The organism is Paraclostridium sordellii, from assembly GCF_000953675.1.
GTDB lineage: Bacteria > Bacillota > Clostridia > Peptostreptococcales > Peptostreptococcaceae > Paraclostridium > Paraclostridium sordellii.
In genome coordinates, this window is sequence record NZ_LN679998.1 from 1,540,130 (window position 1) to 1,554,045 (window position 13,916).

Here is a 13,916-nt window from a genome sequence, read left to right on the forward strand (position 1 = left end):
AGGGGGACTTATAATGAAGAAATATGTTTTAAAAAGACTAATTACATTAGTACCCATACTGATTGGAATCTCAGTAGTAGCATTTCTTTTAGTTAGAATTATGCCAGGAGATGCAGCAACAGCATATTTAACCAATGCAAATATTCCTGTAACTGAAAAAAACATACAAATAGCAATAAAAAATCTAGGATTAGATAAACCAATAATAGTTCAATACTTTGATTGGATAAAAAACGTAATACAATTTGATTTAGGAACATCATATATATCTAAAAACTTAGTATCTGAGGAGTTATTATCAGGTCTAAAATATACTATGATGTTAGCAGCTACATCACTATTGTGGATATTTGTTATTAGTATTCCACTGGGTATGTACTCAGCAATTCACCCAGGTAAAAAAGTGGACAATTTAAGTCGTATATTTGCATTTGTTGGTTCGTCCATGCCTACATTTTGGCTAGGATTTTTATTGGTACAATTCTTTTCAATAAAATTAGGTATATTACCAGTGGCAGGAGCTGAGAAATTATCAAATATTATATTACCATCAATAACACTAGCCTTTGGATATATTCCAACTTACTCGAGAATATTACGAAATAGTTTACTAGAAAACATGAAGTCACCATCAGTTACTTATGCTAGGGCAAGAGGAATAAGTGAAAGAAAGATATTATTTAATAATGTTTTAAGAAATTCTTTGATACCGACAATAACTTCTCTAGGAATGAATTTTGGAGGAATGCTATCAGGAAGTGTGATAGTTGAGAATGTTTTTTCATGGCCAGGTCTTGGACGTGTAATAGTTGGGTCAATTTCACAAAGAGATTATCCTATGATTCAAGGATACATAATACTTATGGCAGTAATATTTATTTTGAGTAATCTTTTAGCTGATTTAGCATGTGCAAGCATTGATTCAAGAATAAGATTGGAAGGATAGATGTATGAATATAAAAGAAATTACACAAAATCTTTTAAAACACAAGTTAACACTATTATGTTTTATTTTTATAATTATAGTAATAATAGCAGGAATTTTTGCACCTATCATAGCACCACATGATCCTTTGGAAATGGAACTTACAAAAAAATTTATGCCTATATCAATAGAATATCCTATGGGTACTGATAATATGGGCAGATGTATATTTTCTAGAATAGTTCATGGGATTAGACCAACCATTGGATTTTCTTTAATTGCATGTGCAGTATCATCAACTTTTGGAATATTTATAGGAATGTTATCCGGATTTAAAGGTGGAAAAATAGATATGATAATTATGAGATTATGTGATGTATTATACTCTTTTCCAAGTTTAGTTTTAACCTTAGTAATAGTAAGTTTCTTAGGTCCGGGTATAAAAAATATTATCATAGCTATGATTTGTGTCCAATGGATTTGGTATGCAAGAGTATCAAGAAATTTGACAATAAGGGAGAGAGAGCTAAGTTATGTAGCTTGTAGCAAATTAGCTGGATCATCAAATATAAAAATTTTAATTAAATCTATTTTGCCAAATATTTTTCCACAGGTATTAGCTATAATAACAATTGATTTTGGTCACACAATATTAGCAGTATCAGGATTTTCTTTTTTAGGACTTGGAGTTAAGGCACCTCTGCCAGAGTGGGGGATGATGATAAATGATGGACGTTCATTTATGCATAGTAACCCAATGCTAATGTTTTGGCCAGGTATTATGATTTTACTTGTAGTTTTAAGTACAAATATAATAGGAGATAAATTAAGAGATACTTTAGAAGAGGTAGTTAGTTAGTAAATATTAATTTTATAGGGGGATTTTAAACATGGGAGATAATTCAGTTTTAAAAATTGATAATTTAAAAATTGAATTAATTCATAAAAATCAAAAGCTAATAGCAGTAAAGGATGTAAGTTTTGACTTAGACCCGGGAAAGACTATAGGAATTATAGGAGAAAGTGGTAGTGGTAAGTCTATTACATGTTCTGCAATACTAGGACTTTTAGAAGATAAAAAATGGATTATAAATGGAGATATTTATTTTGGAGAAACACCAATTCCTTATAGAAGTAATAAAGATATGAATAAATTTAGGGGAAAGCATATTGCACTAATAACACAAAATCCAATGAGCGCCTTTGATCCTCTAAGAACTATAAGATATCATTTTATAGAAACACTTACTACTCATAAAAATATGTCTAAAAAAGAGATTGAAAAAAAAGCCATATATATTCTTAATAAGATGAAAATTCAAAATCCTAAAAATGTATTAGATAGTTATTCTTTTGAGCTAAGTGGTGGTATGCTACAGCGTATAATGATAGCAATAGCAATTGCACTTGAACCAGAGGTATTAATTGCTGATGAACCAACTACAGCTCTTGATTTAACAGTTCAATACGAAATAATAAAAATACTTTCTAAAATGCAAAAGGATTTAGGTACTTCAATAATTCTAGTATCCCACGATTTAGGAGTAATATCAGAATTAGCAGATGAAGTACTAGTAATGTATGGTGGAAGTATAGTAGAAAAAGCACCCCTAAATGAAATTATGACAAGTCCAAAACATCCATACACAAAAGGATTAATATCATCTAGACCTAATTTTTCTAAAGAAAGATTAGCTGTATTAGAGGGAACACCACCAAATTTATTTGAAAGAAGAGGTGGATGTGAATTTTATAATAGATGTAATATAAAAAATGAAAAATGTAAAGATAACATAATATCTAGTATTAAAGTAAATAAAAATCACGAGGTAAGATGTATTCATTTTGAGGAGGGGGCATATAGTTGTGGAACTGCTTAATATAAATGAAGTAAAAAAAGTATATAAATTAAAAAATAAAGATAAACTATATGCCGTTGATGGAGTTAGTTTAAATATTAAAAAAGGTAAGTGTGTAGGATTAGTAGGAGAAAGTGGATGTGGAAAGAGTACTTTAGGTAAAATGATATTAGGAATAGAAGATATTACAGATGGAAGTATAGTTTTTAAAGGTAAAAAAGTAGGAGATATTAAAAGAAAAGATTTACTTAGAAAAGAGTTACAAATGGTTTTTCAAGATAGTTTTTCAGCAGTAAATAGAAGAAGTACAGTACTAGAAATTATAGGAGAACCATTAAGTAATTTTTATAAATTATCAAAAGAAGATACAATAAAAAGAGTAGAAGATCTTTTAGAAAAAGTTGGAATGAATATAAGTGATAAAAATAAATTTCCACACCAATTTAGTGGAGGTCAGTTGCAACGTATATGTATAGCAAGGGCATTGGCATTAAGTCCTAGTCTATTAGTTCTTGATGAACCTTTAAGTAGCCTAGATATTTCAATACAAGCACAGATTCTAAATTTATTATCAGATCTTAAGAAAGATTTAGATTTAACTTATATTTTGATATCTCATGATTTAGAAGCAGTGTATTATTTATCAGATTCAATAGTGGTTATGTATAAGGGAAAGATTATGGAGCATATAGAAGATATAAAAGATTTTTATGAAATGAAGCATCCTTATACGAAAAGGCTGTTAGCATCATCATATCAATATAGAAGTAAGTTTGATGATGTGATAGAAGAAGTTAATAACTGTGAGAGTATAGATGGATGTCCTTATTTTAATAGGTGCATAAATGCTGGAGATATTTGTAAAGAAAATTCTCCAAAACTTGTTGAAGTATCTGAGGGGCACAAAGTTGCGTGCCATTATGCATAATAACTTTGTGATGAAATTTATATTATTATATTAGGTATAAGAGTATCTAAGTAATTGTAGCGTGGGGAGTTTGAGGTTATATAGCATCTTCCTTCACTGAAAGCCTAAAGAACAGGCTTTAACGTTTCGTCTGATTGCTATATAACCTCAAACTCTATCCTCGGGTTGTATTTTAGGGATGATTCTATCAGCTAATCATTTTTTCGCTATGATTAAAATTGATGAATTGGCAATTAAATTAATGAAGTAAGCTGAGACAATGAAATAAAATATTGTTATTACACTTAGAATTAACCTTAGAAATAAATTGAATTAAAAAAATGACATTTTAAAGAGTATATGATTAAACATATACATTAAAATAGTGATATTCGTATCCACATTTGGATTCAACAAATTAAGAACTCCATACTTTGAGTAAATGATAAAAAATGGTAATATATGCTACAATAAAATGGATTATTTTAGTAATTGCGTCGGTTGGGGTTGGTGCATTTATTATGAACATATTGGGAAATGTAGAGATGAATATTTGGTTTGCAAGATTTGGTGGTGCTTTAGTTACTGCGATTGTAGCACTATTATTACATCACTTATTAATCAAAAATACTAGAAAATAAATATATAATGAGAACAAAAAAGTAGGGGGATATCGACTGAAACACCTCTACTTTTGTTATTGAAATTGGTTCTAATATCAACACTATATTAAAACATAGCCTAAAAATAAGTTTATTTAGATATAATAAACGGTAGAATTTCTCCAGTAAATATATCAAAAAATAGATTAGGAAACGTCTTTTCAATAGGTAAATTTTTACAATCATCTTGACTTTTGATACCCAAATGTATACCATTTCACTCAAGGGGAAAAGGTATTTTTATCGTAAAAATTTTCATAAGGGGGATGAATTGTTTTGATAAAAGTAAAGAAAAAAATAGGGCTTGTACCGAAATTAATAATAGCAATAATACTTGGTATTATTATAGGTAGTTTTGCCCCAAAGGGAGTAATTGAAGTTTTAGTTACTATAAGTGGTTTATTTGCTTCATTTTTACAGTTTGTAATACCATTTATAATTTTAGGTTTTGTTACAGCTGGAGTAGCTGATTTAACATCAGGAGCAGGAAAATTATTAGGAATAACAACTGGTATAGCATATTGCTCTACAATAATAGCTGGATTGCTTGCATATGTAGTTGCAATAACTATTTTCCCTACATTTATAAATGCAAATATAGTTGGGGCTGTAGACAATCCAAATGCAAGTATGCTTTCACCAATATTTACTATGCCATTAGAGCCAATGTTAGATGTAACTGCAGCTATAGTTTTTGCATTCATGATGGGACTTGGAATTTCAGCTCTTAGAGGTCGAGGTAGAGGAGAAGGATTATTTAATATTGCTATGGATTTTCAAGAAATAATAAAATTAACTTTATCTAAAGTAATAATACCATTACTTCCTATTTATATAGCAGGAACTTTTGCTAATATAACTTTTACAGGACAAGTATGGGATATATTAAAAATATTTGGTAAGGTATATTTAATAGTAATTCCATTACACATTATATATATATGTTTTCAATTTACTATCGCTGGAATTTACAGTAAAAAAAGCCCAACACAGTTACTTAAAAATCAAATACCAGGATATTTAACAGCAGTTGGAACTCAGTCATCAGCAGCTACTATACCGGTAAATGTAGAATGTGCTGAAAAAAATGGGGTGTCTAAACAAATAAGAGAGTTTGTTGTACCTCTATGTGCAACTATTCACTTAGCTGGAAGTATAATTTCAGTAACTTCATTTACTGTATCTGTTTTAATGATGAACCAGATGAATTATAGTTTAGCTGTAATGTTACCATACTTACTTATGTTAGGAGTTGCTATGGTTGCAGCACCGGGAGCACCAGGAGGAGCTATAATGAGTGCACTTCCATTTTTACCTATGGTAGGAATACCATCAGATGGAGGGCTTGCAAGTTTAATGATAGCTCTATACATAACTCAGGATAGTTTTGGTACTGCGGCGAACATATCAGGGGATAATGCAATAGCTGTAGTAATAGATCAAATAAATAATAAATCAATTAAAAAAGTTAAGGCATAGCAAAACAAGAGTTAACCAAATTTTTAGAAAAATTATTTTGTAGATTTTATGCTGGGATGAAAATTCATTCCAGTATTTTTATTTAATTTCTTTATTATTTGAATATAGATTCACGTAATACATTTCTTGTTATGTTTTTAAATAAGTTTAAGTAAATTATATGTTGAGTATAATTCTATTGAGATAGGTAAATTTCATAATAGTAGAAAATAAGTTATAGATAGAATTAAGATAGATTAAACGTACAGTCTAAATTAATAAAATAGATTTAAATAATTATAAATATTTTAATTACTGATAGTATAATTAATAGACATGCATTATTTATAGATATATTAATTGAAAATGGAATTTTAAATAAATAGATAAAGTTAGACAACTAAAAATTAATCTATATTGAAGTTAACTCCCATACCTAAGATTAATTTCCTTGATATGGGAGTTTCTTATTAAATTAAACAACATTATGTTCATAGATATTTATCCAAACTGCTTGTGATAATAATATAAAACTACAAACCCACACAGCCTTAGTACTTATAGCGATAGATATTAGAGTCCCTGGAATAGCTCCTAATGCAAAGGAGAAAGTAAGACATGTAAAAATAATTAACTTTCTTATGGAATCTTTACTTTTTTCGTCTAATGCATTATATAATAATTGACCAACATTTCTAATATTTCCTGTACATATAGTTGTGTTAAATGCAATACCAAGGCATTCTCTAAATAAACACAGCTGATATCCCATAAAAAAAGAAACAAGATTAGTAACAATAATATCTGGGCAAGAAGTAGGTATAAGTCCTATAAAAAACAATGAGATTGCTTCTAAAATCAGGGCTAGCTTTCTCCAATCTCCTTTGAATTTATGTATTATAAGTAAAGCTTTAACTAGCTCACTAAATGCAGCACCTAATATACAAGCAACAATTGGAATAAAGAAGCTTAGTGCATTTTGCCACTGACCAAGTGCTATGTTAATTCCTAATTTAGACATATTAGCAGTGTGCATATTAGCTAATATATTATGTCTTGTAATGTAGGTATATCCATTCATATATCCTCCAACAATGGTTATTATCATAATAAATATAGGCTTTTCCCAAGGAGGAACTTTATGTTTTATTTGATTATTATTTTTCATATAATTTTACCTCTTAATATGTGAATATCACTATTAATAATATATATTATACCCTAAATTAGGATAGTTATTTAAAGGCATTTAGTCTTTTAACTTATGATATTTAAAGTTTAAAATACAATATAAAAGCGAAATGATATAAATACCCCCCCTTGCTTTTAAATCAGAACTGCTATACACTATAATTAGTTAGAAATAAAACTTAATTGGAAAATGAAAAAGAACCGTCTTTAAAAGAAGGGCTTTTAGTATTGTGCTTATGGCCCTTATGAAAAGCCTTTCTTTTTTATTAGGGTTTGAAAAGAGATTCTGTTCTATTGTCTGTTTCTTTGCAACGCACGACGCTGCAATTAAGCATATATTATAAAAATAATTAGGAGGAAACAAAATGGAAACTATTAATGTTCAAAAACGTGATCTTAATCTAAAGGCAAAAAAAATGAGACGACTCGGATTGGTTCCTGGAAGTGTGTTTGGTAAATCCTTGCCAGAATCAATATCTATTCAAATGGAAGAAGCTGTTGCACGCAGATTGATTCGACTTAATCATGAAGGTAGTAAACTTATGATGAATATCGATGGGCAAACGATACCGGTGCAAATCAAGGAAAAATCTTTAAATACAGTTGGCAATGAAATTTTAGACATCAGTTTTCAAGCGTTAACTGCAGACGAAAAAGTAAACAGTGTAATTCACATTATTACTACAGGTGATGAGAAAATCGAAGGAGTACTTGAGAAAATGCAGCTTGAAATTCCATATACTTCTTTACCTGAAGATATGATTGATACGATAACTATTGACGTTGATGGAATGAAGGCAGGTACTGTTTTAACTGTTGGAGAAATTCCTGAACTAAATAGTGATAAAATTGAATTACAGATTGATCCAGACAGCATCGTATTGCGTGTAAGTGAAAAAAGGAATTATGAACCAGTAACTGTTGAAGAGTAAATATTTAGCTAACACGTGGATTAAGCAATGAATAAAGTTGTTGGCGCATTAACCAGGCTAAATTTTTATTGTTTATAGGTATGGTTGTTTTTAATAGTAAAAGGTGTAGCAAAAAACTTAGCTACACCTTTTACTATTATTTTTACCACATCCAATGTGAGTATTTAAAAATCTAAAGGTTTAAATTAATGTAAATTATATAAATAAAATACTAAAAAGTTTAGTAAGAATGTATAATTTCTAATTTTATTAAGGAGGAAAGTTTTTAATGTTTAATGTTGACGATTATATAATGTATGGGATGACAGGAGTATGCAAAGTTGTAGATATAACTAACGAGAAATTTATAAATGGTGAAAAAAGAAAATATTATGTATTAAATCCTATTTATAATAATGATACAACAATAAAAGTTCCTTTAGACAATGACAAAATTCCAATGAGAAAGGTAATTTCTAAAGGTGATATGACTTCATTAATAAATGATATACCAAATATGGAAATATTATGGATAGATGATGAAAAAAAGAGAATGGCTCAATTTGAAACAATGCTTAAAAGTGGTCAATGTGAGGAATTAATTAAATTAATAAGAAATATAAAATTTAGTAAAAAATACGCAGGGGCTAATGGTAAAAAATTATATAAATCAGACAAGGATATTATGAAAGAGGCAAAAAGATTATTAACAGAAGAGGTTGCAATTATTTTAAATATTTATCCTAACGAAGCGAATTCATATATATTAAGTCAAATACATTAATAAAGTATTTTATACTATATTTTATTTAAACAATCTTAAATCAATTTTGGCTTTTGAAAAAGGATGTACAACCAATGAGAATGGGGAGAAAAAATGGTATGTATCTAAATAAAAGATTGTTATGTAAAAATGAAGAGACGAACTCGTATTGAGTTCGTCTTTTTACATTTTATAAAGATAAGAATTTAATTGGAAAATACAAGATCAAGTGATTTTAAAATAGTTATGCTGGATTTTGTTAAAATAGATACAACGTTTAATAATATAAATATTTTATTAGAAGATTAATAACTTCTTCTTTATATTGAAATTAAAAAATAATAAAGCATAAAAAGTAAAGTAAATGCAAGAGAAAAATGTAGAAAAGTTTATTTTTGAATTTATTAAAAAATTTTCAAAAAAATTTGTTGTGCATAACGTAAGGTAACCTAATAGAATTAAATTAAAGGAAGAGATTTGGAGGAAATATTATGAAAGGGAAAGGGATATATACTACAGGAGAGATTGCCAAGATGGCTGGTGTAACCATTAGAACTATAAGATACTATGATAATAAAGGGATACTAAGTCCATCATATCATAATAGCTGTGGACACAGGCTATATACAGAATCAGATTTTATAAAACTTAAGAGAATTTTAACTTTAAAATACCTAGGATTATCCTTAGAAGAAGTTAAAAATACTGAATGTCAAGGTTTTGAAAAGGGAGATATGATAAATTCTTTGAGACTACAAAAAAATATAATGAAAAATAAAATAAATTATATGAAGACAGTCTTACATGCCATAGAATCAGCAGAAAAGAGTATAGAAGATGAACAAAATATAGATTGGAATAAAACAACAGATATAATAAAAATCCTAGAAGACGAAAAGGAATTATTGCAACAATATATAGACTCATCAAACTTAGATGCTAGTGTAAAGTTACAAGATAGATTTAGTTCTAATAGACATGGTTGGTATAAGTGGACTTTCAATAATATAAAACTAGATAAAAAGTATAAAGTTTTAGAAATTGGATGTGGAAATGGTGCCTTATGGTCTAAGAATATAGATTTATTAGATAAAGATATAAGTATAACTTTAACTGATGTATGTGAAGACATGATAAATAATGCAAAGAAAAGTCTAAGTAATTATTCATATATATTTGATTTTGAAATTGTTGATCCAAGTAATATTCCTTTTGGAAATGAAAGCTTTGATTTAGTTATAGCTAATCATATGCTATTTTATATGGAAGATTTAGATAAAGTTTTAAAAGAAATAAAGAGAGTATTAAAAGTAGGGGGATATTTCTATAGCTCAACAATTGATAGTGAGCATATGAAAGAATTAGAAAGTTTACTAAAAGGATTTAATAGTAATATAAAAATCTCAGAAGAAAAGATTTCTAGTAAGTTTGGACTAGAAAATGGAGAAGAGATATTAAGTAAACATTTTAATCAAATTAAAAAGTATTTATATGAAGATAAGTTAGTAATAAATGATACTAAAGGTATATTAGAATATATATATTCTATTCCTGGTAATATCATAGAATTAATAGATACCAAGAAAAAAGATTTTGAAAAGTACATAGATTTAAGTATTAATAAACAGGGCAACATTTATATCACTAATAATCAAGTACTATTTGAAAGTATTAAACTTTAATTTACTTCGTTTATAAATTAACACAAAATAAATATGTTTATTGTTTAAATGACAAAGAAAAACGTTTTACTTTGTGTGATTTTATATAATTATACATTGTTAAGTAAAAAATATGTTGTGTTTATTAACATAACAAATTTAAGGGGGGATATAACAATGGGAATAAGCGTAACCAGTGAAATTAAACCGCTAAAAAAAGTTTTACTTCACAGACCAGGTAAAGAACTAGAAAATTTAACACCTGAATATCTTGAAGGATTATTATTTGATGATATTCCATTCTTAGAAGTCGCACAACAAGAGCATGATTCTTTTGCTGAAGTTTTAAGACAAAATGGAGTAGAAGTTGTTTATTTACATGAATTAGCAGCAGAAGTTATGGAAGATGAATTAGTAAAAGAGCAGTTTATAAATCAATTTATAGAAGAAGCTAATATAAAAAGTTCAGAAATGGAAAAGGCTGTTTATGCATACTTAAAAGGATTTAAATCTAATGAAGAATTAATAAGAAATACTATGGCTGGTATAAATAAAAATGAATTACCAGTAATAAGTAAAAAAAGTTTAGCAGATTTAGCAGAAGATGATTATCCATTTATTACTGACCCAATGCCAAATTTATATTTTACAAGGGATCCATTTGCTAGCATAGGAAGTGGTGTAAGTTTAAATAAAATGTACTCTGTAACAAGAAACAGAGAAACTATATATGCAGATTATATATTTAAGTATCATAAAGATTTTAAAAATCAAGTAGAAAGATTTTATGATAGAGACTTTAAATATCATATAGAAGGTGGAGATATATTAAACTTAAATGAGAAAACTTTAGCAATAGGTATATCTCAAAGAACTCAAGCTGATGCAATAGAGCATATATCTAAACAAATATTATTTAATAGTAAAAATGAGGATATAGAAACTATATTAGCATTTAACATACCAAATAATAGAGCAATGATGCACCTAGATACAGTATTTACTCAAATAGATGTAGATAAGTTCACTATACATCCAGGAATACAAGGTATGTTACAAGTATTTGAAATAACTAAGGGTGATACTGAAGGTGAATTAAACATACTAGAAGTTAATGATAAATTAGAGAATATATTAGCTAAGCACCTTGGAGTAGAAAAAGTTACTTTAATACAATGTGGTGGTGGTGATAAAGTCATTGCTGATAGAGAACAGTGGAATGATGGTTCAAATACATTATGTATAAAACCTGGTGAAGTAATTGTTTATTCAAGAAACTATATAACTAATAGATTACTAGAGCAAAACGGTATAAAAATACATGTAATACCATCAAGTGAGTTATCAAGAGGACGTGGTGGTCCAAGATGTATGTCTATGCCTTTAATCAGAGAAGCATAATATATAATAGTAAATGTTAAAATATAAACAATAGGAGGATTTTTAAAATGGGAGTTAATTTAAGAGGTCGTTCATTTTTAAAATTATTAGATTTTACAAGTGCAGAAATAAGATATTTATTAGATTTATCTAAGGACTATAAAAATTTAAAAAGAGCTGGTGTAGTGCATAAAAAATTAGAAGGAAAAAATATTGCAATATTATTTGAAAAAGACTCAACAAGAACTAGATGTGCATTTGAAGTAGGAGCTATGGATTTAGGTATGGGAGTTACGTATTTAGGACCTACAGGGTCTCAAATGGGTAAAAAAGAATCTATAGCAGATACAGCTAGAGTATTAGGTAGAATGTATGATGGTATAGAGTATAGAGGATTTTCTCAAAATATAGTTGAGGAATTATCAGCTTATGCAGGTGTTCCAGTATGGAATGGTTTAACTGATGAATTTCATCCAACTCAAATGTTAGCAGACTTATTAACTATAGAGGAAAAGTTAGGAAGATTAAAAGGCGTAAACTTTGTTTACATGGGAGATGCTAGAAACAATATGTGCAACTCTTTAATGGTTGCTTGTGCTAAGATGGGATTAAATTTTACAGCATGTGCTCCAAAAGAGTTATTTCCAGCTCCAGAATTAGTTGCACAATGTGAAGCTATAGCTAAAGAAAATAATTGTACAATAACATTAACTGAAGATGTTATAAAAGGTACTAAGAATGCTGATGTTATATATACTGATGTCTGGGTATCTATGGGAGAACCAGATGAAGTTTGGGAAGCTAGAATAAAACAATTAAAGCCATATCAAGTAAATAAAGCTGTTATGGATAATGCTCATCCAGAAGCTATATTTATGCATTGTTTACCATCATTCCATGACTTAAAAACTAAAATAGGTGCTGAAATGGGAGAAAAATTTGGTATAACTGAAATGGAAGTTACTGATGAAGTATTTGAATCTAAGCATTCTGTTGTTTTCGATGAAGCTGAAAATAGAATGCATACTATAAAGGCTGTAATGGCTGCTACTATAGGACAATAATATATAGACTTTAAATAAAAAATACGGCCTTCATTAAAATAATGACATATAATGAAGGCCGTATTTACATAGATATACAAATGTTTTAAGTAATAATATATTAGGGCAAAATAAGTAGAGGAGTATAAATATGAAAAGATTAGTTATAGCACTAGGTGGAAATGCTTTAGGAAGTAACCCAGAAGAACAGTTAGAGTTAGTTAAACAAACAGCAAAAACTATAGTAGACCTTTCTGAAGAAGGATACAATGTAATAGTTGGTCATGGTAATGGTCCACAAGTTGGAATGATAAATTTAGCTATGGATTTTGCTTCTAGTAATGGAGCAAATACTCCAAGTATGCCATTTGCAGAATGTGGATCAATGAGTCAAGGATATATAGGGTATCATTTACAACAATCTATAAAGAATGAATTAGAGTCGAGAAAACTAAATAAAAATGTATCAACTATAGTTACTCAAGTTGTAGTTGATGAAAATGATGAAGCTTTTAAAAAACTAACTAAACCAGTAGGTATGTTTTACACAAAAGAAGAAGCTGAAAAAATATCATCTGAAAAAGGATTTACCTTTGTAGAAGATGCAGGAAGAGGATATAGAAGAGTTGTTGCGTCTCCTCAACCACAAAGAATAGTTGAATTGGAAACAGTTAAACAATTAGTTGATAATGGAACTATAGTAATAACTGTTGGTGGTGGTGGAATACCAGTAATAGAAAAAGAAGATGGATCATTGCATGGCGTAGCGGCTGTTATAGATAAAGATAAATCAAGTGCTAAATTAGCAAAAGACCTTGATGCTAAAATGCTAGTTATACTAACTACAGTTGATAGAGTTTGTATAAATTTTAATAAGCCAAATCAAGAAGAATTAGCTTCTATAAACTTAGAACAAGCAACTCAATACATATCTCAAGGACATTTCGCTAAAGGATCTATGTTACCTAAAGTAGAAGCATGTATAGATTTTGTAGAGTCTACTAATAATGGTAAGGCTTTAATAACTTCTTTAGAAAAAGCTAAGGCAGCATTACACGGAGAAACTGGAACGATAATATATAAAGAAAAAAATATATGTAATTCATAGATAAGATAACTCAAAGGAAATATTATTTTGTAATTAATAATGTTTCCT

At 28.4% G+C, this 13,916-nt stretch carries 12 protein-coding genes; 11 read left to right on the forward strand and 1 reads right to left on the reverse strand.

The genetic code is table 11. The features are described from left to right. Positions 1-13: 13 nt before the first annotated feature. The 5 genes from nikB (at position 14) to ATCC9714_RS07510 (ending at position 5,832) form a co-directional block, all read left to right on the forward strand. A complete protein-coding gene (gene nikB / locus ATCC9714_RS07490; protein WP_057574279.1) occupies positions 14-946 on the forward strand; it encodes a nickel ABC transporter permease in 933 nt (310 codons plus the stop codon). A 4-nt stretch (positions 947-950) separates the two neighbouring features. Beyond that, entirely contained in the window at positions 951-1,784 is an 834-nt protein-coding gene (gene nikC, locus ATCC9714_RS07495; RefSeq protein WP_057574278.1) for a nickel transporter permease, read from the forward strand. Positions 1,785-1,815: 31 nt separating this feature from the next. Beyond that, entirely contained in the window at positions 1,816-2,805 is a 990-nt protein-coding gene (locus ATCC9714_RS07500) for an ABC transporter ATP-binding protein (RefSeq protein ID WP_057574277.1), read from the forward strand. Then, positions 2,792-3,712, forward strand: a complete 921-nt coding sequence (locus ATCC9714_RS07505; protein ID WP_057574276.1) for an ABC transporter ATP-binding protein — start codon at positions 2,792-2,794, stop codon at positions 3,710-3,712. Before ATCC9714_RS07500 ends, ATCC9714_RS07505 begins: the two co-directional genes overlap by 14 nt. A gap of 920 nt (positions 3,713-4,632) precedes the next feature. Next, entirely contained in the window at positions 4,633-5,832 is a 1,200-nt protein-coding gene (locus ATCC9714_RS07510; RefSeq protein ID WP_057545361.1) for a dicarboxylate/amino acid:cation symporter, read from the forward strand. A gap of 454 nt (positions 5,833-6,286) precedes the next feature. Here the strand turns inward: ATCC9714_RS07510 and ATCC9714_RS07515 are convergent, their stop codons facing one another. Further along, positions 6,287-6,979, reverse strand: a complete 693-nt coding sequence (locus ATCC9714_RS07515) for a YoaK family protein (protein ID WP_057544911.1) — start codon at positions 6,977-6,979, stop codon at positions 6,287-6,289. Between the two features lie 388 nt (positions 6,980-7,367). On the opposite strand from ATCC9714_RS07515, the gene ATCC9714_RS07520 reads away from it, so the two are divergent. From ATCC9714_RS07520 to arcC, 6 genes are all read left to right on the forward strand, one after another. After that, positions 7,368-7,934, forward strand: coding sequence for a 5S rRNA E-loop-binding protein (locus ATCC9714_RS07520; protein WP_054629303.1), 567 nt, complete (start codon positions 7,368-7,370; stop codon positions 7,932-7,934). 268 nt (positions 7,935-8,202) lie between these two features. After that, complete coding sequence (locus ATCC9714_RS07525) at positions 8,203-8,697, forward strand: CarD family transcriptional regulator (RefSeq protein ID WP_021129872.1); 495 nt, start codon at positions 8,203-8,205, stop codon at positions 8,695-8,697. A 470-nt stretch (positions 8,698-9,167) separates the two neighbouring features. Further along, entirely contained in the window at positions 9,168-10,358 is a 1,191-nt protein-coding gene (locus ATCC9714_RS07530; RefSeq protein WP_057544912.1) for a MerR family transcriptional regulator, read from the forward strand. A gap of 156 nt (positions 10,359-10,514) precedes the next feature. Continuing rightward, a complete protein-coding gene (gene arcA, locus ATCC9714_RS07535) occupies positions 10,515-11,738 on the forward strand; it encodes an arginine deiminase (protein WP_057544913.1) in 1,224 nt (407 codons plus the stop codon). Positions 11,739-11,785: 47 nt separating this feature from the next. Next, positions 11,786-12,781, forward strand: a complete 996-nt coding sequence (argF, locus tag ATCC9714_RS07540) for an ornithine carbamoyltransferase (protein ID WP_057544914.1) — start codon at positions 11,786-11,788, stop codon at positions 12,779-12,781. A gap of 130 nt (positions 12,782-12,911) precedes the next feature. Continuing rightward, entirely contained in the window at positions 12,912-13,868 is a 957-nt protein-coding gene (arcC, locus tag ATCC9714_RS07545) for a carbamate kinase (protein ID WP_055341813.1), read from the forward strand. The last annotated feature ends 48 nt before the right edge of the window (positions 13,869-13,916 follow it).

Bases quoted from the DNA above. Each gene is read 5' to 3' on its own strand.
- ATCC9714_RS07525 (WP_021129872.1), top strand. From the start codon at position 8,203: ATGTTTAATGTTGACGATTATATAATGTATGGGATGACAGGAGTATGC.
- ATCC9714_RS07530 (WP_057544912.1), top strand. From the start codon at position 9,168: ATGAAAGGGAAAGGGATATATACTACAGGAGAGATTGCCAAGATGGCT.
- nikC (WP_057574278.1), top strand. From the start codon at position 951: ATGAATATAAAAGAAATTACACAAAATCTTTTAAAACACAAGTTAACA.
- argF (WP_057544914.1), top strand. From the start codon at position 11,786: ATGGGAGTTAATTTAAGAGGTCGTTCATTTTTAAAATTATTAGATTTT.
- ATCC9714_RS07515 (WP_057544911.1), bottom strand. From the start codon at position 6,979: ATGAAAAATAATAATCAAATAAAACATAAAGTTCCTCCTTGGGAAAAG.
- arcA (WP_057544913.1), top strand. From the start codon at position 10,515: ATGGGAATAAGCGTAACCAGTGAAATTAAACCGCTAAAAAAAGTTTTA.
- nikB (WP_057574279.1), top strand. From the start codon at position 14: ATGAAGAAATATGTTTTAAAAAGACTAATTACATTAGTACCCATACTG.
- arcC (WP_055341813.1), top strand. From the start codon at position 12,912: ATGAAAAGATTAGTTATAGCACTAGGTGGAAATGCTTTAGGAAGTAAC.
- ATCC9714_RS07500 (WP_057574277.1), top strand. From the start codon at position 1,816: ATGGGAGATAATTCAGTTTTAAAAATTGATAATTTAAAAATTGAATTA.
- ATCC9714_RS07520 (WP_054629303.1), top strand. From the start codon at position 7,368: ATGGAAACTATTAATGTTCAAAAACGTGATCTTAATCTAAAGGCAAAA.